This window comes from Paracoccus aerodenitrificans, assembly GCF_027913215.1.
GTDB classification, from domain to species: domain Bacteria; phylum Pseudomonadota; class Alphaproteobacteria; order Rhodobacterales; family Rhodobacteraceae; genus Paracoccus; species Paracoccus aerodenitrificans.
In genome coordinates this window covers 1,714,033-1,733,750 of the sequence record NZ_CP115784.1, presented here as the reverse complement: position 1 = coordinate 1,733,750, position 19,718 = coordinate 1,714,033, and the positions used below count along the sequence as shown (strand labels likewise).

Genomic DNA, 19,718 nt, shown 5'->3' with positions numbered 1-19,718 from the left:
CGACCGACCCCTTCAGGAGATATGACGATGACCACTCTGCGCGACGCCGCAATGACTTCCAAGGCCTGGCCCTTCGAAGAGGTGCGCCGGGTGCTGAAACGTTACGAAAAAAAGGACCCGGAAAAGGGCTATGTGCTGTTCGAGACCGGCTATGGCCCGTCCGGCCTGCCGCATATCGGGACCTTCGGCGAGGTGGCGCGGACAACCATGATCCGCCGCGCGTTCGAGCTTATTTCCGACATTCCGACGAAGCTGATCTGTTTTTCGGACGATATGGACGGGATGCGGAAAGTGCCGGAGAACGTGCCGCAGCAGGAATTGCTGAAGGAAAACCTGCAAAAGCCGCTGACCTCGGTGCCCGATCCGTTTGGCGAGTTCGACAGTTTCGGGGACCACAACAACGCCATGCTGCGCCGGTTTCTGGATACGTTCGGCTTTGAATATGATTTCATGTCCGCGACCGAGTTCTACAAATCCGGCGATTTCGATCCGACGCTGCTGAAAGCGGCGGAGCGTTACGACGAGATCATGAAGATCATGCTGGCCAGCCTGCGCGAAGAGCGTCAGCAGAGCTATAGCTGCTTCCTGCCGATCCATCCCGAGACGGGACGGGTTCTGTATGTGCCGATCAGGAATGTCGATGCCGCGAAGGGCGAGATCACCTTTGACGATGAGGACGGGCGGGAATGGACCCTTCCGGTCACGGGCGGCAAGGTCAAGCTGCAATGGAAGCCGGATTTCGGCGCACGTTGGGCGGCGCTGGATGTCGATTTCGAGATGTACGGCAAGGATCACAGCACGAATACGCCGATCTATGACGGCATTTGTCAGGTTCTGGGCGGGCGCAAGCCGGAACATTTTACTTATGAGCTGTTCCTTGACGATCAGGGGCAGAAGATAAGCAAATCCAAGGGCAATGGTCTGTCCATCGACGAATGGCTGACCTATGCGGCGACCGAAAGCCTGTCCTATTTCATGTATCAGAAGCCCAAGACCGCCAAGCGGCTATGGTGGGATGTGATCCCCAAGGCGGTGGACGAATATCATCAGCAATTGCGGGCATTTCCGGATCAGACTCCGGAACAGCAACTGGCCAATCCGGTCTGGCATATCCATCGCGGGCAGGTGCCTGCATCTGATATGGTGGTGCCGTTCTCCATGCTGCTGAATCTGGCTTCGGTGGCCGGGGCGAAGGATAAGAGTGGTCTTTGGGGCTTTATCAGGCGCTATGCGCCCGATGCCTCGCCCGAGACACATCCTCAGCTTGATGAAGCGGCAGGTTATGCGCTGCGCTATTTCGACGATTTCGTCGCCCCGGCGCGTGTCTTCCGCGCTCCGACCGAACAGGAGCGTGCCGCGCTTGAAGATCTGTCGGTGCGGCTGGCCGAATGGGACGGCGCGGCGGATGCCGAAGAGCTTCAGACGATGGTGTTCGCGGTTGGCAAGGATCATGGGTTTGAGCCGCTCCGTGGCTGGTTTCAGGCCTTGTATCAGGTGCTTCTGGGTGCCGATCAGGGGCCTCGCTTCGGCGGGTTCATCGCGCTGTACGGCATTGAGGAAACCCGCGCCCTGATCGAGCGTGCGCTGAAGGGCGAACTGGCTGCCTGATCGCGGCGTTGCGGGCGCGGCACACGCAACGCCCGCAAGCTTAACAGCGACTTAACCGCTGCACGTCATCTTCCCTCCCCACATCGGACCGCGATCTGCGGTCGAGACAAGGGGAGATCGCGCATGAATATCGCCATTACCAACGGGGGGCCTCTGTCCCCGCCATCTTTCGCCGCAGGGCTGTCAGCCTGGTCCCGTGAGCACGGAACACCGGGCAGCGCCACATGGGCAGGTCAGGCAAATGCCGCGATCGTCTCAGCGGATCAGGATTTCGGAACCTGTCTGGAGATTACCAAGACGGCCAAGCTGACCCGGCTTCGTTTCATGGGAGAAACGCCGATCCGACCGGGAACCTATTTGCGGGTCTCGGTGCGTCTGAAGGCTGTCGCCGGCGCGAAGCCGTCGGTGCGGATCGCGGGATGGGCCGGAGATCAGGGCCGCGCTCATGTCGGCGGTCTGACCGAAACCGGGCCGAGCGTTGCATTGAGCAGCTTCGGCAAAGTGGTCGAGATCAGTGCGGTCATCGGCTCGGGCGCCCGGAGCGGCGTCGATATGGTCTGGGGCGGACGGCCTGTCTATGGGCATTTCGGTCTGGATCTGACCGGAGCGAATGGCGGGACGGTGCGGATCGACTCGGTGCGTATCGAGGATGTGACCCCGGATTTCCTGCGCGAGATGATTGATCTGGTCGATGTCCGCGATTTCGGTGCGCGTGGCGACGGGACAACCGATGATCGCGCGGCGTTCGAGGCTGCCGATAATGCCGCGAAGGGCCGGGTGCTGGTGGTGCCCGAGGGGACGTATCGTATCGGCTCGGATCTCACCCTGACCGCGCCGGTCCGGTTCAGCGGTCGGCTGACGATGCCGCGTCAGGCCCGGCTGATCCTGATGGGGTCGTTCGATTTCAACAGCTATGCCGAGGCGTTCGGCGATGAGACAGAGGCGCTGAAGCGGGCGCTTCAGGCGCTGTTCGGCTATACCGACCATGCAACGCTGGATCTGTGCGGGCGCAAGATCACCCTGACCGAGCCTCTGGTCATGACCGAGCTTGCGCCGGGGCTGCAAAGCTTTTCCAGCCGCCGCCTGATCTGCAATGGCTGGATCCATGTCGAGGACGGGGCCGCATGGCGCAGCGCCGTGGCGAATTCGCGGGCCCGGTATGACGTCGCGCAATCCCGGACGCTGAGCGATGTCGAGAATGTCGCCAATATCGAGATCGGCAGTCTGGTCACCGGGCCGGGTGTCGGGCGCGAGGTTTACGTCCGCGCGAAGAATGTCGGCGCGGGGACGGTAACCCTGTCTCAGCCGCTTTACGGCGGATCGGGGACGCGCAGCTATCGCTTCGAGCGTTTCCGCTATGCGTTCGATTTCCTTGGCATGGAAAGCTGTGCGCGGGTGAATTTCGCCGATATCGAGTTTTCTCTGGGGGATGCCGCAAGCTTCCTGATGCTGCCCGCCGAGGGGGAGATGTTCCATATCCGTGACTGTTTCATCAGCCGCCCCAAGGATCGCGGCATCACCTCGGTCGGTCGCGCCTGTCAGGATCTGCTGGTCGATCGCTGCCAGTTCTTGTCATCGGAGATGCATCTGAAAGCGCAGGATCGCCGCTCGGTCGCGATCAATGTCAACGCGAATGACGCCAAGATCCGCGACAACCGTTTCGTGCGGTTCGGCACGTTCATGGTGGCGACCGGAACCGGGCATCTTCTGGTCGGCAATCACTGGTTTCAGGGCGATAACAGCGATGTTGGCAAGCGTGTACCGGGTCTTGTGATCGCGCAGACCAATTGCAAAATGGCGATTACCGGCAATTACGTCGATAACAACGTGATCGAATGGACCAATGAATATTCCGCGGACCCGAATTTCGGGCCAAACCAGTATTCTTTCGGCGGGCTGTCCATCACCGGCAATCACTTCACGGTTCAGCATGTGTTGAGCGATTTTGCGTGGCTCTCGGTCAAGCCCTACGGGACCGGGCATCACATTCACGGGCTGACCGTCTCGGGGAATGTTTTCCTGGTGCGCGGGGCCAAGATCAAGCGGGTCGAGAAGGTCGATACCACCTTCGCTGATCTGGATTATGGCCGGATGCGGAACATCTCGTTTCAGGGGAACACGTTTAACGGCGTTCTGGATTACATCGCGAATCCGGTTCAGATCACCCATACGCAGAGCAGTACGCAGTCAAGCTGGGTGGTTCCGATCTCGCAGCATGTGCCGTTCAGGGCCTGGGCGAAGAATGTCGATTCAGTGACGGCGGTTTCGATGATCAAGGACGGTGCGGGGAAGCATGTGCCTGAGATGCCGTGGGTCAGGACGCAGCGGGGGCCGGGCAGGCAGAATCTTCAGGTGGAATGGTCAAGGCCGGTCAAGGGCAAGGTGGTGATCCGGGCGCGGATGGACGATCCGAACTGAGGCGTTTCCGCTGCATGGATTTTCGGGGACCCCGGGCTGTCGGCTCGGGGTCTTTTCATGGCTGGCGCAGGTCGCTTTCCGAAAACACATAGGCCTTGCCGAACCCGGCATTCAGCAAACCGCCCATAGGCCGCATCCGCCAGAAGAAGAAATCCGGCAATGCCGCGTAGATTTTCGCCTTGGGGTTCTGTGCGACCCATGAGGCGATGCGTGCTTCATGGTCTGGTGAATCCTGCGGCAGTTTCTCGGCAATCACGCGCAATGTCAGGCGGGGACGGGCCATCGCGTCTCCGCGATCAGAAAGATCCTCGATCAGCAGACCCGCGCGGGGTTCGGTATGCAGAAGCCGCGTATGATGCGCGATTTCCGAGAGGAATGCGACCGGCACAGCGTCAGCATCCGCCTGTACGGCGATCCGTGAAAGATGCGGGTGACCGCTTTGTCTGTCCTGAACCGAGAGGACCACATGTCTTATATCCGCAATCAGCCTGCGCACCAAAGCGCGAGCCTCATCATCCGGGTTGTGGACGGGGTTTTTCATCATGCGGTCAGGCTGGCCCCTGATCGCCGGGAAGGCAAGCTTTCCTGTCATGGGGCTGTGAATATTTTACAAAATTAAACTGATATCCGTCAATGAATTTACAAAATTATCGTTTTAACAAAATACTTTACGTATTCAATATGGCGTGATTAACTCGGGCCAGCCAGATGGCGGAAAAGGTCTTTCAGGGCTGTTTCGGGCCATCGCCGTAGGAGGGGGAGATTGCAATGTCCATTGAAAATGTAGCGAAACATCCGATTCCCGAGGGGTTCGGAAAGGCTCATGCCGGTCCCGGTGATTATCAGCGCCTTTATGACGAATCGATTTCAGATCCCGAGGCTTTCTGGGGGCGAGAAGGCAAGCGGCTGGACTGGATCGAGCCTTATACCAAGGTCAAGAACACGGATTTTACCTTCGGGGATGTCTCGATCAAATGGTTCGAGGACGGGGTTCTGAACGCATGTGTAAACTGCGTTGACCGGCATCTGGCCAAGCGTGGCAACAAGACCGCGATCATTTTCGAGCCGGACGATCCTGAGGCCGGGGCGCAGAACATCACCTATCGCGAGCTGAGCGACAAGGTGAACCGCATGGCCAATGTCCTGCTGAGCCAAGGGGTGATGCGGGGTGATCGGGTGGTGATCTATCTGCCGATGATCCCCGAAGCGGCCTATGCGATGCTGGCCTGTGCGCGGATTGGTGCTGTGCATTCCATCGTTTTCGCGGGGTTCTCGCCCGATGCTCTGGCGAACCGGATCAACGATAGTGGGGCGAAGGTGGTGATTACCGCCGATACCGCGCCCCGGGGAGGCCGCCGCACGGCGCTGAAATCGAATTGCGATGCGGCGCTGCTGCATTGCTCGGACAAGGTGCGCTGCCTTGTGGTCAAGCATACCGGCGATCAGACGACCTGGGTGCAGGGCCGCGATGTCGATGTGCTGTCGATGATGGAGCAGGTCAGCCCCGAGTGTCCGCCGCGTCCGATGAATGCCGAGGATCCGCTGTTCATCCTGTATACCTCGGGGTCCACCGGCAAGCCGAAAGGGGTCGTGCATACGACGGGCGGCTATCTGGTCTATACCTCGCTGACCCATCAATACACGTTCGATTATCAGAACGGGGATGTATTCTGGTGCACGGCGGATGTCGGCTGGGTCACGGGACACAGCTATATCGTCTATGGTCCGCTGGCCAATGGCGCGACGACGCTGATGTTCGAGGGGACGCCGACCTATCCCGATGCGGGGCGGTTCTGGGCGGTTTGCGAAAAGCACAAGGTGAACCAGTTCTATACCGCGCCGACCGCGATCCGTGCGCTGATGGGGCAGGGGACCGAGTTCGTCGAGAAATACGATCTGTCCAGCATCCGCGTTCTTGGCACGGTGGGTGAGCCGATCAACCCCGAGGCGTGGAACTGGTACGACAAGAATATCGGCAAGGGCAAGGCGCCCATCGTGGACACATGGTGGCAGACGGAAACCGGCGGTCACATGATCACCTCGCTGCCCGGCGCGATCGAGGCGAAGCCCGGCTCGGCCACGCTGCCCTTCTTCGGCGTGAAGCCGGCGATCCTCGATCCCGAATCCGCGAAGCTGAAAGAGGGCAACCCGGCCGAGGGCGTGTTGTGCATCGCCGATAGTTGGCCCGGACAGATGCGCACCGTCTGGGGCGATCATCAGCGCTTCATGGAGACGTATTTCCAGCAATATCCCGGTTATTACTTCACCGGCGATGGCTGTACACGAGATGAGGACGGCTATTACTGGATCACGGGCCGCGTGGATGACGTGATCAACGTCTCGGGGCACCGTATGGGCACGGCGGAGGTCGAATCCGCCCTCGTCGCCCATTCCAAGGTCGCCGAGGCCGCCGTGGTCGGCTATCCGCATGAGGTCAAGGGGCAGGGCATCTATGCCTATGTCACGCTGATGAACGGCGAGGAACCCAGTGACGAGCTGCGCAAAGAACTGGAAACCTGGGTCCGTACCGAGATCGGACCTATTGCGAAACCCGATCTGATCCAGTGGGCGCCGGGCCTGCCCAAGACCCGTTCCGGCAAGATCATGCGCCGCATCCTGCGCAAGATTGCCGAAAACGATTATGGCAGCCTTGGCGATACCTCGACTCTGGCAGAGCCGGAAGTCGTGGACGATCTGATCGAAAACAGAATGAACCGGGGCTGAACACGCCCCGATCATCGCCCCCGCGCACAGCCGCCGTGCGCGGGTCGGTGAAAGACAGGCGGTACATGTCACAAGGGAGGAACCAAGGGACATGAGCGACAAGCAATCAACCAACGCCTATTGGCGCGCGAATCTGAGGATCATCTATATCTGCATCGCCATCTGGGCACTGGTGTCCTATGGCTTCGCGATCATCTTCCGGCCTCTGCTCAGCGGCATTGGCATCGGAGGCACCGATCTGGGGTTCTGGTTCGCGCAGCAGGGCTCGATCCTGGTCTTTATCGTGCTGATCTTCTTCTATGCCTGGCGCATGAACAAGCTCGACCGCGAACACGGCGTGGAGGAGTAAGATGAGCCAGTTTACCCTCAATCTGATCTTCATCGGTCTGAGTTTCGCGCTGTATATCGGCATCGCGATCTGGGCCCGCGCGGGATCCACAAGCGAGTTCTATGCCGCGAACCGGGGCGTCAGCCCGGTGATGAACGGCATGGCGACGGCGGCGGACTGGATGTCTGCGGCTTCGTTCATCTCGATGGCGGGGCTGATCGCCTTTACCGGCTATGATAACTCGACCTATCTGATGGGCTGGACGGGCGGTTATGTGCTGCTGGCCATGTTGCTGGCGCCCTATCTACGCAAATTCGGCAAGTTCACCGTGCCGGAATTCATCGGCGATCGCTTCTATTCGCGCACCGCGCGGATCATCGGCGTGGTCTGCCTGCTGATCATCTCGATCACCTATGTGATCGGGCAGATGACCGGCGTCGGCGTGACCTTCTCGCGCTATCTGGAAGTGTCGAACTCGACCGGCCTCTGGATCGGGGCGGCGCTTGTGTTCTGCTATGCGGTCCTGGGCGGGATGAAGGGCATCACCTATACGCAGGTGGCGCAATATGTGGTGCTGATCATCGCCTATACGATCCCGGCGATCTTCATCGCGCTGCAACTGACCGGGCATTTCCTGCCGCAGACCGGGCTGTTCGGCAATCTGAGCGGGACCGACACGAAGTTCCTGGCCAAGCTGGACCAGGTGGTGACCGATCTGGGTTTCCGTCAATATACCGCGCATCACACCAGCACGCTGGATATGGCGCTGTTCACGCTGGCGCTGATGATCGGGACGGCGGGTCTGCCCCATGTCATCATCCGCTTCTTCACCGTCCCGAAAGTCGCGGATGCGCGGAAATCGGCGGGATGGGCGCTTGTCTTCATCGCTCTGCTTTACACCGTGGCTCCGGCTGTGGGGGCGATGTCGCGCTTCAACCTGACCACGACGATGTGGCCGGGTGCCGAGGCCGGAGAGACGTTCAGCCAGCCCGCCGTCACGCTTGAATCCATCGAGAACGATGAGGACAAGCAGTGGATGCGCAACTGGCAGGTGACCGGCCTGCTGAACTGGGAAGACAAGAACGGCGACGGCCTGATCCAGTACTATAATGAAAGCGGCGAAAGCGAAGCGCTGACCGCAGCCATTGAGGAACAGGGTCTGACCGGGAACGAGCTGACAACCGTGAATAACGACATCATGGTTCTGGCCAATCCCGAAATCGCCAACCTGCCGGGATGGGTCATCGCCATCGTGGCGGCGGGCGGTCTGGCTGCGGCGCTGTCGACGGCGGCGGGTCTGCTGCTGGCGATCTCGGGTGCGGTGTCGCATGACCTCGTGAAAGGCTGGCTCGCGCCGGATATCAGCGAGAAGGGCGAACTGAACGCCGCCCGGATCTCGATGGCGGTGTCGATCCTTGTTGCGACGATACTGGGGCTGAATCCGCCGGGCTTTGCGGCGCAGACCGTGGCGCTTGCCTTCGGGCTTGCGGCATCCTCGATCTTCCCGGTGCTGATGATGGGGATCTTCTCGACCCGCATCAACAAGCAGGGTGCGATCTGGGGCATGGTTGCCGGTATCGCCTCAACGCTGCTGTATATCTTCTCGTATAAAGGGTTCCTGTTCATCGCGGGCACCAATCTGTTCGAGGATAATCCGGCAAACTGGCTGTTCGGCATCTCGCCTGCATCCTTCGGGGTGATCGGTGCACTGATCAATTTCGGCGTGGCGTATTTCGTGTCCAATGCGACCGAAGAACCGCCCGAGGAGATCGTCGAACTGGTCGAATCGATCCGCGTTCCGCGCGGAGCCGGTGCGGCCACGGGTCACTGAACCACGCGCCGCGCCCCTGATACCGGGGGCGCGGCATTTTTCCTGACGGGGCCGAAATGGATCAGATCCTGCAATTCATTTCCAGCATTCACCCCTATGACAGCCTGCCGGAGGACGAGCTGACCCGCGTGGCCGGTTCCTTCGCCCGCAGGGAATATGCCGCAGATGAGTTCGTCTATCGCCACGGCGAACGGCTTGACGGGCTTTATCTGATCGAAAATGCCGCTGTCGAGATCACCGATGCGCATGGCGGTCTTGTCTCATCGCTGTCGCGCGGCAACAGTTTCGGTGAGCGGGGCCTGCTTGAGGATGGCGCCGCCGCGACCACCGCCCGCGTGATCCGGCCCGGAGCGGTGCTGATGCTGCCTGCCGCCGAGTTCCGGCACCTGCTGAATGACAGCCCGGCATTCGCCCGGTTCTTCCGTCGCGGCAGGCCTGCGACGCGCGGCGGAGCAGACATCGCAACGCTGAAAGTATCGGATCTGCTGACCCGCAGCCCTCTGAGCGCCGCGCCGGAGACGCCGATTGCCGAGGCCGCGCGGATGATGCGGCAGGCGCATGTCTCTTCGCTTGGGATCACCGATCCATCGGGCGCTCTGCTGGGGCTGGTGACGATCCGGGATATGTCGAACCGAGTCGTTGCCGAGGGCCGCGACGGCTCTGATCCGGTCAGCGCGATCATGACCGCCGATCCGGTCAGTCTGCCGCCCTCGGCGCTTGGCTCGGATGTGCTGAATGCCATGATGGAGCGCCGCGTCGGTCATCTGCCGGTGGTCGAGGCCGGGCGCTTTGTCGGGATGATCACGCAGACCGATCTGACTCGTGTGCAGGCGATCTCGGCATCGGTGCTGATCCGCGATGTGGCGCAGGCGGATACTGTCGGGGACATGGCCGCGGTCACCTCGCGTATCCCGGATCTGCTGGTCTCGCTGGTCGCAGCGCATCAGCGGCACGAGGTCGTCACGCGGCTGATCACCGATATCGCCGATGCGGTGACACGGCGGCTTCTGGTCATGGCCGAGGCGCAGCTTGGCCCACCGCCCGCGCCCTATCTCTGGGCGGCATGCGGCAGTCAGGGGCGGCAGGATCAAACCGGCGTGTCGGATCAGGATAATATCATGATCCTGACCGATGGCACCGACCCGGCTGATCCCTATTATGAAAGCCTCGCCCGGTTCGTCAGCGACGGGCTGAATGCGGCGGGCTATGTCTATTGCCCCGGCGACATGATGGCGACCAATCCGCGATGGCGGCAACCGCGCAGCGTCTGGCGCGATTACTTCCGGGGCTGGATCGAGAAACCTTCACCGGAAGCGCAGATTCTGGCCTCGGTCATGTTCGATCTGCGGGCGATCGGAGGCGATGCCGCGCTGCTGTCCGGGTTGCAGGCCGAAACGCTTGAGCTCGCGTCGAAAAACTCGATCTTCGTTGCGCATATGATCTCGAATTCGCTGAAGCATCAGCCGCCGCTCGGGCTGATCCGGGGCTTTGCCACGATCCGTTCGGGCGAGCATCTGGGCCATATCGACATGAAGATGAACGGGGTGGTGCCAGTCGCCGATATGGCGCGGGTCCATGCGCTGCGGGGCAGGCTGACGGCGGTGAATACCCGCGCCCGGCTGGAGGAAGCCGAGGATGCCGGGGTGATCTCTGGCCGGGGAGCGCGGGATCTGATCGCAGCGTATGATCTGATCCAGAGCCTGCGGCTGGAAAATCAGGCAGCTCTGGTCAAGGCGGGGCGGAAACCGGATAATTTCCTGTCGCCCTCGGATCTGCCGGATTTCGAACGCAGTCATTTGCGGGATGCGTTTGTCGTGGTGCGCACGATGCAATCCGCTTTGGGACAGGGTAAGGGAGTGCTGTCATGAACCGTCTCAGCGGAGTTGCCGCCGATCTTCTGGGGACATTCGCCGTGGCGATCGGGGCGGCGGCTTTGCTGTTTGCGATCACCCATGCGATGCGCCGCGCGGGCCGTCCGCTGCCTACATGGGTTCTGCCCGCCGGGATCGGCGCGGCGATCATCGCCTTTGCAAGCTGGAACGAATATAGCTGGGCCAGCCGGATCAAGGCGCAACTGCCCGAACGGGTCGATATCATCGCCGAGGGCACCTCGCGCAGTGCTTTGCGTCCCTGGACCCTGCTGATCGCGCCGACCTCGCGCATGGCGCTGATCGATCCCGATGCGGTGCGGCAGGGCGATGATGGCAGCAATATCGTTCCGGTGATCCTTGTCGAACGCTGGAAGCGCAGCGTCACGGTTGAACAGGGTGTGGATTGCGCCAATGGCCGGACCCGGCAGCCCGAGGGCGAATGGCGGCAGGCCTCAGAGGGCGATCCCGCTTTTGCCGCGATCTGCGGAGAGGGTTAGGAGATGGCGCGGATCATGGTCATCGAGGATGAGGACAATATCGCCCTCGCGCTCGATTTCCTGCTGACGCGCGACGGGCATGAACATATGCGTCTTGCCACCGGCGAGGGCGCGACATCGGCTCTGCGCGAGATGCGGCCCGATCTGGTGCTGCTGGATATCATGCTGCCCGGTGTCTCGGGCTATCAGATCGTGCAGGAAATGCGGGCCGATCCGGGTCTGCTCGATGTGCGGGTGCTGATGATGACGGCGCGGGGCTCGGTGATGGAGCGGCGCAAGGGGTTAGCGCTTGGCGCGGACGGGTTCATCGCGAAACCTTTCGAACTGGCCGAACTTCGGGCGGAAATGGCCCGGGTGCTGGACATCGAAAAATGCTGATGCGGCTGTCGCTTCGGCTGCGGGTGTTCCTGATCTTCGCCGGGCTTGCTGCGGGGGTTCTGGCGCTGCTTGCCGTGGCGCTGCTGGTTGCGGGCAGGGTGCTGGTCCCTGAAGGCGGCACCGCCCCGCCCGGCATGACCGACGCGCTTGCCGATATCGCGCTGATTGCCGGTCTGGGCGGGCTTGGGCTGGTGACTCTGGTCTGGTATCTTTTCGACGCCAATATCGCCCGCCCGGTCGAAACCCTTGCCGGAGCCTTGCTGACCGGCTCGGTCCCCGATGAAAAGGAAGGCCGCTATCTGGCCGATCTCGCCCCGGCTGCGCGGGCTGCGGCGCAGTCTCAGGCGCGTGCGCAGGCCCGGCTGGCAGAGGCGCTGTCCGCCCATGCCGAGGCTCAGTCGCGCGAAAAATCCATGCTGGAACATATTCTCTCCGATATCGGGGCAGGCGCGATTTTGACCGATCCTGACGGGCGGGTGCTGTTCTATAATGCGGCAAGCGCTCAGCTTCTGCCGGGGCTGGCGCTTGACCGCGATCTGCGGCGTTTCCTGAAGCCCGGCGGGCTGGACGCGGCGCAGAAACGGCTTGCGGCGGGGGCCGGGGCGACAGATGTGGCGTTATGCGGCGTGGACGGGACAAGGCTTTCGGGACGCTTGCGGCAGATGCAGGATGAGGAAGGCGGCACGATCCTGATCCTGCGCCCCGCCAGACGAGAGCCTGTCCCGCCCCGCGCCCCGGTCGAGGCGCTGCGCCGCCATGCCGCTGCGCTGATCCCGCTGCTGGACGGGCTTGACGCGCCACTGCCGGACAGGCTGCAACAGACGATCCGCGATGAAGGGCAGGGTATCGCCACGGCGTTGCGCGATCTGGACAAAGCGCTGACGCCCTCAGCCCCGCGACAGCGCCGCGTTGCCGCCGAGGAACTGGCGCGTGGTCTGGGACTTCCGCTGGACGATATCGCGCCGGTGACGCTGGCCGCCGATGGCTGGCAGATCGGCGGTCTGATTGCTTTGCTGGGGCAGCGTCTGGCCGAAAGCGGACGCCCTCCGACCGTCTCGATCCGCAAAAAGGAGGCCGAGGCCGTTCTGCAGCTTCGCTGGCAAGGCGCGGATCTGCCCGCGGATCTGCTGGATCTCTGGCTGAACGAGGCGCCCGATCCGGATCATCCCGAACTGACCGGCGCGGATATTCTTGCCGCGCATGGAAGCGGCATCTGGCCGGAACCCGGCGCGGCGGTCACCCTTCCGCTGAGCATTTCTCCTGTCGCCCGTGAGGCGCGTCCCTCGGTCACTTATGATTTCGCGCTTGCCAGCCGCGCCGCGCCGGATCAGAGGCCGCTGAACGTGCTGACCTGTGTGGTCTTCGATACCGAGACGACGGGACTGTCTCTCTCGGATCGCATCGTCCAGATTGCCGGGCTGCGCCTTGCCGGAGGCAGGCTGACCGGCGAAACCTTCGATACTCTGGTCAATCCGGGCCGCCCGATTCCGCAATCCTCGACCGCTATTCACGGCATCACCGATCAGATGGTCACCGACGCCCCGGATATGACAACCGCTCTGCGCGGGTTTCATCATTTCTCGGAAGGGGCGGTGCTGATCGCGCATAACGCACCGTTCGATATGGGGCTGCTCCGTGCGGCGGAAGCGGAAACCGGCCAGCATTTCCCGAACCGGGTGATGGATACGGTACTGCTTTCGGCGATGATCTGGGGGCAGGGCGCGGTCCACAGCCTCGATGCGATTTGCGACAGGCTGAAGGTCGAGCTGCCCGCGGAACTGCGCCACACCGCAATGGGAGACGCCGCCGCAACCGCGCAGGCCTATCTGCGCATGTTGCCCGCGCTGGAGGCCAAGGGCATCACCCGGTTTCAGGACGTTCTCGCACAGGCGCAAAGACATCGCCGCCTGCTCAGCGACGCAAACCTCACCGCCGCGCACGGCAACTGATTTCATCCTGGCTTAAATATCGCGGGGTGAGCGCCGCTTCGGCGCGAGGGGCAGAGCCCCTTCGCGCGTTTCAGTTATGCTCAGCGTCCCAGCTTCGCGTGAATTTCGTTCAGATCCAACTCGGCAGTGGGAAACTTGTTGTCGGGATCTTCAAAATCGTACTTAAACAGCACGAAATCCTGCTTGTAAATTTCCCAGATCAAGTGGCGCGACAGGTCATCAAAATAGTCGCTGACCTTATGTGCCCGCTTAGGCCCGTGCCCTTCGGATTCGTTGAAACGGGGGACCTCGTCCAAATTGACAGATACCGGATTTGTCGCCGCATCAAGGATCCGCTGCATTCCTTCATTGAACTTCTCGGTGAAGAAGATCTGATCATAGCGCCCGCCATTAGCAATGAATGTCGACATATGGCCAGAGATGGACGACCAGTGGATGTCGGGATCCATTGGGCGGCGCCAGCGAATAGTGTCGCGGGCGAACAGCAGAAAGCGACGGAAAGAGCGGACCTGATCGAAATCGAACCCGTCCTCGGGGCTGCCGACCTCGATTCCATACTCTTGAATCAGCTGCGGGACTAGATTGCCACGATAGCGCTTCCCGTTGCGTTGAATCCCAGCGATCTTGTCGAAGAAAGACGACAGAATTCTCGCATAGGGGTTGCGCACACATGTGAAGCTGATGCCTTTATGGGAAAGCACAGCGTCTTCGATTGCCGGCTGACTGCCCTCCTGCGCCCATTTATGCAGACCCTCTGTGCTATCGTGAATATCGCCATCGAAATACCGGCCATGATCAGAATAGAACATGATCTGACCTATGGTTGAACAGGCACATTTAGGGATGACACGATAGACCATGCTTTCGCTTTGCGTCATCCACACACCAGGGAAACCCATACTTATCCTCTTTCGCAGGTGGCGGGTTGCGACACCGGCCAAAATCGTTAGAGAGAAAAGCAGATCGGAACAAAGTTTTCAACGCCCTGGACTCCTGAATAAAGATTAACCGCGAATACGGAGCCAAATGGCGAAAATAGCATTCATCATTCTGGCGCATAAAGATCCGCGCGGGCTTATCGCGCAGGCTGAGCGGCTGACTGCGACCGGAGACTATGTTTCGATTCATTACGATGCCAGGTCGAGCCAGCAGGACTTCGCCACGATTCAGCAGGCGCTGGTCAATAATCCCAATGTTACGTTTGCGTTGAAGCGGCATAAATGCGGCTGGGGTGAGTGGTCGCTAGTGGCAGCGACGATAGAAACCGTGCATGCTGCAATCGGTGCGTTTCCGACGGCGACCCATTTCTATCTACTTTCCGGGGACTGCATGCCGATCAAGTCGGCGGAATACGCCCGGGCCTTTCTGGAACAGGAAGATGTCGATTACATCGAAAGCGTCGATTTTTTCGAGTCAGACTGGATCAAGACTGGAATGCGTGCTGACAGGCTGATCTATCGCCATTGGTTCAACGAACGCTCACAGCCCCGGCGCTTTTATCTCAGCTATAATCTTCAGAAGCGTTTTGGCATGACCCGCGAGGTGCCCAAGGATATCGTAATGAAGATCGGGAGCCAATGGTGGTGCCTGCGTCGCGAGACCATAGAGAAAGTACTGGATTTCTGCCAGTCGCGTCCGGATGTCATGCGCTTCTTCTCGACCACATGGATTCCGGACGAGACATTTTTCCAGACAATCGTGCGTCATGTCGTGCCGCGCTCGGAGATCCGCGCTCGCTCCCTGACATATCTGATCTTCAGTGATTATGGTATGCCGGTCGTTTTTTATAATGATCATTTCGATATGTTGCTGCGGCAGGATTCCCTGTTTGCGCGCAAGATCAGCCCTGAAGCGTTGGATTTGAAGGAACGGTTAGGTGCGCTCTGGCAGGCCGAAGGGCTGCATTTCGCGATTTCCGGCGAGGGTAAGTCGCTGTTTCGGTTTCTGACTGGTCGCGGCCGGATTGGCCGGCGTTTTGCGCCGCGCTTCTGGGAAACCGAGGCGAGCCTCGGTCGGCGCAGCCAGATTTTCATGATTGTGACGAAGAAGTGGCATGTCGCGAAACGACTGACAGCCGCGATTCGCGATCACACCGATATCCCGGCCGTGGACTATCTGTTCAACGAGCTTCAGGCTGGTTTGCCCGATTTGGGCGGTGTTGAGAACACAGTCGGCAAGCGGCAGCGTCATCGGCGGGCACTGATCCGGCTTTTACTGGCTGAGTTCGACGATGAGCGTCTGGTGATCTGCCTCGACCCTTCAGCGCTTGAGCTAATGCAGGACTTCTCGGTGGATCGGTCCGAGGCTCATTTCCTGTTCATCGATGCTGAGTTCAGCGACGATTATGTGCGCGGTCACATGATGCGGGTCGGGCTGGCGAATCCGTCGACGCCGGAACACGTAGTTGCACAATTGCTTCCGGTCGTGCGAAGCGATCTCGACCATGAGGCAGAACGCGTACGCGATTTCGGTTTCGAAAATCTTTATGAAATCAGCCCGTATTTCTCGGCTGAAAAGAACGTCGCGGCGCTTGCGGCCTTCCTGAATCTGGACGAGGATACCGCCCGGAAGATTGCCGAAACCCCGCATCTTTTCGCCGATTAGTGAGGTCCCTATGGCGTATAGTTATGATGACAACAACATCTTCGCCAAAATTCTGCGCAAAGAAATTCCAAGCGATATCGTTGCCGAGAACGACCACGCGCTTGCGTTTCGCGATATCAGCCCGAAGGCCCCGACTCATGTTCTGGTGATTCCGAAGGGCAAATATGTCAGCTTCGACGATTTTGCCGCGAATGCCCCGGCCGATGAAATCACCGCCTTCATGCGCCTCTGCGCTCAAGTTGCGAAATCCGAGGGCGTGTCGCTGGATATCGGAAACGGTTTCCGCGCGATCACCAATGCCGGCAATGATGGCGTGCAGGAGGTCCCGCATTTCCATTTGCATATTCTCGGCGGGCGGATGATGGGGCCGATGCTGCTTCTGCCCGAGTGAGTTTGTTGGGCGCAGTTCTGCGGATTGCCGAGTGCGGCGTGGTCGGACCTGGTGTCTGATTTTCGGCTGATGGCTGTCACTTAGGTCGGTGCCCACCAAGTCCCAGAGACATTGTCCTCAAGAAGACCATCGACCATACGGGCAAGCGCTTCTAGCAAGATCCTCGCTTGCGGTTCTTCTGGGTCAAATGTGCTCCAGTCAGTTGCTACAACGATGCCTTGGTCCGTGGTGATGGCGTTCTCGTCATTCGCTTCCCCAAAACTTAATCGTGCATCGCATATAGATAGTCGCTCGCTGATAGGCGCGGGTGCACGCTGTGAAAATTCTTCGGCCTCTTCTATGATCCAAACCTCATCTTCCAACTGCATGACGAAATCGGCGGGGCTTGTTACGTGCAACTGCGGGACAACATAATTCCCCAAGCGCCATTCTGTGCCTTTTACTTCAGCGCCCGTTTCTTGCAGATATTTCTTCACCTGCGAAAGCGTTAGCGGAGGAGTCGGATTCTGAAACCAGATTCGAGCTGCTTGCATCCAAAGAACCTCAAGGAATGCACTGACAATTCACGGTAGGATCATCCTGCTGCAATGGCAGATGCGCCCCGAATCAACCGCATCACCAATTCGAGAACATCCGGCTGCCCTGCTTCAAAACCACCGCGCTACAAACCCGGCCCCGTCACCCCGGCAACTTACCGCTTAACACATAGCGCAGTATCTCCACGACCTGTTCGGGCCGTTCGGCCACCGCCAATGCGGCGGCATCGACCTCTTTCAGCGCGTGGGCGTGGTCGGGGCCGTGCAGGATGATCAGGGATTTTCCAAGCGCCGCCGCATAGCCAGCATCGAAAGCCGCGTTCCATTGCTTGTACTGATCGCCGAAACGGACCACGACGATATCGGCATCGGCAATGCCCTTGCGGGTGCGGATTGCGTTCAGTTGGGCGCCCTTGCGGTCGTGCCAGAACTTGTTTTCCTCAGGCCCCATGATCGCCACGCCGCAATCGTCGCTGGCGTCGTGATCGGTCACCGGGCTGTTGAAGGCGACATCCAGATCCTTCGCGCCGTCGATGATACGCTCGCGCCAGTCGGTGTGGATTTCGCCGGAGAGATAGACATTCAGCATGGTCAGCCTGCTTTCTGCTTTGCGTGGTACTGCATTTCTAGTGCCGGGTCAGTTCGACGAAGACATCCTCAAGCCTCGGCTGCTCGATGGCAATATCCTGAATCGGCAGGCCGCCGCCGCGCAGCGCGTCGATGATCGCGTCCGGCTGCGTCTGCGAGGGAGCATAGCTGAAGGCGATGCGCCCGCCATCGCGGCGCTCGGCGGTGACGCCGCTCGGCATGGCAGGCAGGGGGGTATCGTCGGTGCGGATCACCAGCGTCTTGCCGTCCGCGCCCTCCAGCAGAGCCTCGGTCGTGTTTTCGACAAGCACCTCGCCCCGGTCGATAATGGCGATGCGGTCGCACATCTGTTCGGCCTCTTCCAGATAATGCGTGGTAAGGATGATCGTCATACCGTTTTCATTCAGCCGCCGGACATTGTTCCACAGCATTTCGCGCAGCCCGATATCGACGCCCGCCGTGGGTTCGTCCAGCACCAGCACCTGAGGGCGGTGGACAAGCGCCTTCGCCAGCAGCAGCCTGCGCTTCATCCCTCCCGAAAGATTGCGCGAATAGCTTTCCGCCTGATCCGAAAGCCCGACAAGGGTCAGTAACTCATCGGTCCAGCGATCAGATTTCGGCACACCATACAGCCCCGCCTGAACCTCAAGACTGGCGCGGGGGGACAGGAACGGGTCGATATTCAGTTCCTGCGGCATGACGCCGATGGCCGCGCGGGAGTTGCGCGGATTGATGTCCTGATCGAAGCCCCAGATCACCACGCTGCCCTCGGTCTTGTTCACCAGCCCGGCCATGATGTTGATCGTGGTCGATTTCCCGGCCCCGTTCGGTCCCAGAAGCCCGAAGATCGAGCCGGTCGGAATGGTCAGGTCGATTCCCTTCAGCGCCTCTTTCGGCGGAGCCTTACCCGAGGCGGCATAGGTCTTGCGCAATCCCCTGATCTCGATGGCATTGGCGGTGTCGGTCATGGCTGTCCCTTGCATCTGGCTGGCGGTTCTTGCGGGGCTTCGTGCGGTCGGCTATGTGAGTGTTAGACCCGATCCAGCCCTGCACGACAAGAAGGCTTGCCATGACAGAATTCGTGCCGCCAGAAAACCCGCTTTCGACCGGCGAGGACAGCGCCATCGCCTATCCCGCGCCGGAGACCGAGACCGTCACGAAATGGAAGATCGCCTGTCAGGGCGATGAATCGCGGGGGCTTGGGCATCCGCGCGTCTGGCTGCGGATCGCGCCGGAAATGGGCTTCGTCGATTGCGGTTACTGCGACAAACGTTTCGTGATCGACCGCGAACACGCCTCTGACGATCATTGATCCGGGCTGTTGTCAGAAGCGTCCTTGCGGTGCTTCTGCTGGCGGTTCTCGCGCCTCTGGCCGGTGCGCTGATCCCCGGAAGGGTCACGCCTGTTGCCGATCTGGACGATCCGCGCGGGCCAGTTGTGATCGGTCTTGTGCAGGGGGTGATCCATACCGATCTGCTGCTGCCGCTCACGCCCCGGACGCGTGAGGATTTCGCCTTTGTCGGGATCGCGCCGGAGGCGGAATGGCTGGCGGTAGGCTGGGGCGCACGGGATTTCTATACCACCGTCGGCAGCTATCGCGACCTGAGCGCCGGTGCCGTCTGGCGTGCCGTGACCGGGGACAGCGCGGTGATGCGGTTCGTTCCGGTCGGCCCGATGCAGCCGCCGATGACCATGACCATTTCTGCGGCCTCCTTTGATGCGCTGCTTGGTGCGATACGTGACGATACGATCAGCAGCCGCCCGCTCGCGCAGGATCTGCTGACGCAGGGCGACCGGTATTTCGAGGCTGCGGGGCGGTTTTCGATCCTGAACACATGCAATCAGTGGATCAGCCGCATATTGCGCCGCGCCGGTCAGGAATTCGGAGGCTGGACGCCCACGACGCTGAGCGTGCGCCTGTCGCTGTCGCAAAACTGAGATCTCCGCGCCGCCCTTTACCCCTGCGCCCCGATCATGCCAAAACGGCGCAAAGCC

The 19,718-nt window shown here is 60.6% G+C and carries 18 protein-coding genes; 13 read left to right on the top strand and 5 right to left on the bottom strand.

What is annotated here, in order from left to right; translation table 11 throughout:
- The first annotated feature begins 27 nt into the window (after positions 1-27).
- Both PAE61_RS09890 and PAE61_RS09885 read left to right on the top strand, forming a co-directional pair.
- Positions 28-1,608 (top strand): lysine--tRNA ligase, encoded by a 1,581-nt coding sequence (locus PAE61_RS09890; protein ID WP_271112230.1) that lies wholly within the window; start codon positions 28-30, stop codon positions 1,606-1,608.
- Between the two features lie 123 nt (positions 1,609-1,731).
- Positions 1,732-4,026 carry a glycosyl hydrolase family 28-related protein gene (locus tag PAE61_RS09885; RefSeq protein WP_271112229.1) on the top strand — a complete coding sequence of 765 codons (2,295 nt, stop codon included), beginning with the start codon at positions 1,732-1,734 and terminating at the stop codon, positions 4,024-4,026.
- 55 nt (positions 4,027-4,081) lie between these two features.
- Here the strand turns inward: PAE61_RS09885 and PAE61_RS09880 are convergent, their stop codons facing one another.
- Positions 4,082-4,567, bottom strand: a complete 486-nt coding sequence (locus tag PAE61_RS09880) for a pyridoxamine 5-phosphate oxidase (RefSeq protein ID WP_271112228.1) — start codon at positions 4,565-4,567, stop codon at positions 4,082-4,084.
- Between the two features lie 227 nt (positions 4,568-4,794).
- On the opposite strand from PAE61_RS09880, the gene acs reads away from it, so the two are divergent.
- From acs to PAE61_RS09845, 7 genes are all read left to right on the top strand, one after another.
- The gene (gene acs / locus PAE61_RS09875; RefSeq protein ID WP_271112227.1) at positions 4,795-6,750 is read left to right on the top strand and encodes an acetate--CoA ligase; all 1,956 of its coding nucleotides are present in this window, start codon (positions 4,795-4,797) and stop codon (positions 6,748-6,750) included.
- A 91-nt stretch (positions 6,751-6,841) separates the two neighbouring features.
- Entirely contained in the window at positions 6,842-7,099 is a 258-nt protein-coding gene (locus PAE61_RS09870; protein ID WP_271112226.1) for a DUF4212 domain-containing protein, read from the top strand.
- A 1-nt stretch (position 7,100) separates the two neighbouring features.
- The gene (locus PAE61_RS09865) at positions 7,101-8,909 is read left to right on the top strand and encodes a sodium:solute symporter family protein (protein ID WP_271112225.1); all 1,809 of its coding nucleotides are present in this window, start codon (positions 7,101-7,103) and stop codon (positions 8,907-8,909) included.
- Between the two features lie 56 nt (positions 8,910-8,965).
- On the top strand, positions 8,966-10,777 hold the full coding sequence (locus PAE61_RS09860) for a DUF294 nucleotidyltransferase-like domain-containing protein (protein WP_271112224.1): 1,812 nt from the start codon (positions 8,966-8,968) through the stop codon (positions 10,775-10,777).
- Positions 10,774-11,277 carry a hypothetical protein gene (locus tag PAE61_RS09855; protein ID WP_271112223.1) on the top strand — a complete coding sequence of 168 codons (504 nt, stop codon included), beginning with the start codon at positions 10,774-10,776 and terminating at the stop codon, positions 11,275-11,277. The genes PAE61_RS09860 and PAE61_RS09855 overlap by 4 nt, the downstream gene beginning before the upstream one ends.
- 3 nt (positions 11,278-11,280) lie before the next feature.
- Complete coding sequence (locus PAE61_RS09850; protein WP_271112222.1) at positions 11,281-11,655, top strand: response regulator transcription factor; 375 nt, start codon at positions 11,281-11,283, stop codon at positions 11,653-11,655.
- Positions 11,655-13,604, top strand: a complete 1,950-nt coding sequence (locus PAE61_RS09845) for an exonuclease domain-containing protein (protein WP_271112221.1) — start codon at positions 11,655-11,657, stop codon at positions 13,602-13,604. The genes PAE61_RS09850 and PAE61_RS09845 overlap by 1 nt, the downstream gene beginning before the upstream one ends.
- An 80-nt stretch (positions 13,605-13,684) precedes the next feature.
- Here the strand turns inward: PAE61_RS09845 and PAE61_RS09840 are convergent, their stop codons facing one another.
- Entirely contained in the window at positions 13,685-14,503 is an 819-nt protein-coding gene (locus tag PAE61_RS09840; protein WP_271112220.1) for a sulfotransferase family protein, read from the bottom strand.
- Positions 14,504-14,630: 127 nt separating this feature from the next.
- Between PAE61_RS09840 and PAE61_RS09835 the strand changes: the two genes are divergently transcribed.
- Both PAE61_RS09835 and PAE61_RS09830 read left to right on the top strand, forming a co-directional pair.
- Complete coding sequence (locus PAE61_RS09835) at positions 14,631-16,208, top strand: DUF5928 domain-containing protein (protein ID WP_271112219.1); 1,578 nt, start codon at positions 14,631-14,633, stop codon at positions 16,206-16,208.
- Between the two features lie 10 nt (positions 16,209-16,218).
- Complete coding sequence (locus PAE61_RS09830) at positions 16,219-16,599, top strand: histidine triad nucleotide-binding protein (protein WP_271112218.1); 381 nt, start codon at positions 16,219-16,221, stop codon at positions 16,597-16,599.
- Positions 16,600-16,679: 80 nt separating this feature from the next.
- On the opposite strand, the gene PAE61_RS09825 is transcribed toward PAE61_RS09830, so the two are convergent.
- The 3 genes from PAE61_RS09825 to PAE61_RS09815 form a co-directional block, all read right to left on the bottom strand.
- The gene (locus tag PAE61_RS09825; RefSeq protein ID WP_271112217.1) at positions 16,680-17,132 is read right to left on the bottom strand and encodes a hypothetical protein; all 453 of its coding nucleotides are present in this window, start codon (positions 17,130-17,132) and stop codon (positions 16,680-16,682) included.
- A 145-nt stretch (positions 17,133-17,277) separates the two neighbouring features.
- On the bottom strand, positions 17,278-17,724 hold the full coding sequence (locus PAE61_RS09820) for a YtoQ family protein (RefSeq protein ID WP_271112216.1): 447 nt from the start codon (positions 17,722-17,724) through the stop codon (positions 17,278-17,280).
- Positions 17,725-17,761: 37 nt separating this feature from the next.
- Positions 17,762-18,691 (bottom strand): ABC transporter ATP-binding protein, encoded by a 930-nt coding sequence (locus PAE61_RS09815; protein ID WP_271112215.1) that lies wholly within the window; start codon positions 18,689-18,691, stop codon positions 17,762-17,764.
- Positions 18,692-18,846: 155 nt separating this feature from the next.
- Between PAE61_RS09815 and PAE61_RS09810 the strand changes: the two genes are divergently transcribed.
- Complete coding sequence (locus tag PAE61_RS09810) at positions 18,847-19,035, top strand: zinc-finger domain-containing protein (protein ID WP_271115127.1); 189 nt, start codon at positions 18,847-18,849, stop codon at positions 19,033-19,035.
- Positions 19,032-19,661 (top strand): DUF2459 domain-containing protein, encoded by a 630-nt coding sequence (locus PAE61_RS09805; protein WP_271112214.1) that lies wholly within the window; start codon positions 19,032-19,034, stop codon positions 19,659-19,661. The genes PAE61_RS09810 and PAE61_RS09805 overlap by 4 nt, the downstream gene beginning before the upstream one ends.
- The last annotated feature ends 57 nt before the right edge of the window (positions 19,662-19,718 follow it).

Excerpts from the sequence above, each read along its gene's own strand:
- PAE61_RS09890 (WP_271112230.1), top strand. The coding sequence starts at position 28 with ATGACCACTCTGCGCGACGCCGCAATGACTTCCAAGGCCTGGCCCTTC.
- PAE61_RS09885 (WP_271112229.1), top strand. The coding sequence starts at position 1,732 with ATGAATATCGCCATTACCAACGGGGGGCCTCTGTCCCCGCCATCTTTC.
- PAE61_RS09880 (WP_271112228.1), bottom strand. The coding sequence starts at position 4,567 with ATGAAAAACCCCGTCCACAACCCGGATGATGAGGCTCGCGCTTTGGTG.
- acs (WP_271112227.1), top strand. The coding sequence starts at position 4,795 with ATGTCCATTGAAAATGTAGCGAAACATCCGATTCCCGAGGGGTTCGGA.
- PAE61_RS09870 (WP_271112226.1), top strand. The coding sequence starts at position 6,842 with ATGAGCGACAAGCAATCAACCAACGCCTATTGGCGCGCGAATCTGAGG.
- PAE61_RS09865 (WP_271112225.1), top strand. The coding sequence starts at position 7,101 with ATGAGCCAGTTTACCCTCAATCTGATCTTCATCGGTCTGAGTTTCGCG.
- PAE61_RS09860 (WP_271112224.1), top strand. The coding sequence starts at position 8,966 with ATGGATCAGATCCTGCAATTCATTTCCAGCATTCACCCCTATGACAGC.
- PAE61_RS09855 (WP_271112223.1), top strand. The coding sequence starts at position 10,774 with ATGAACCGTCTCAGCGGAGTTGCCGCCGATCTTCTGGGGACATTCGCC.
- PAE61_RS09850 (WP_271112222.1), top strand. The coding sequence starts at position 11,281 with ATGGCGCGGATCATGGTCATCGAGGATGAGGACAATATCGCCCTCGCG.
- PAE61_RS09845 (WP_271112221.1), top strand. The coding sequence starts at position 11,655 with ATGCGGCTGTCGCTTCGGCTGCGGGTGTTCCTGATCTTCGCCGGGCTT.
- PAE61_RS09840 (WP_271112220.1), bottom strand. The coding sequence starts at position 14,503 with ATGGGTTTCCCTGGTGTGTGGATGACGCAAAGCGAAAGCATGGTCTAT.
- PAE61_RS09835 (WP_271112219.1), top strand. The coding sequence starts at position 14,631 with ATGGCGAAAATAGCATTCATCATTCTGGCGCATAAAGATCCGCGCGGG.
- PAE61_RS09830 (WP_271112218.1), top strand. The coding sequence starts at position 16,219 with ATGGCGTATAGTTATGATGACAACAACATCTTCGCCAAAATTCTGCGC.
- PAE61_RS09825 (WP_271112217.1), bottom strand. The coding sequence starts at position 17,132 with ATGCAAGCAGCTCGAATCTGGTTTCAGAATCCGACTCCTCCGCTAACG.
- PAE61_RS09820 (WP_271112216.1), bottom strand. The coding sequence starts at position 17,724 with ATGCTGAATGTCTATCTCTCCGGCGAAATCCACACCGACTGGCGCGAG.
- PAE61_RS09815 (WP_271112215.1), bottom strand. The coding sequence starts at position 18,691 with ATGACCGACACCGCCAATGCCATCGAGATCAGGGGATTGCGCAAGACC.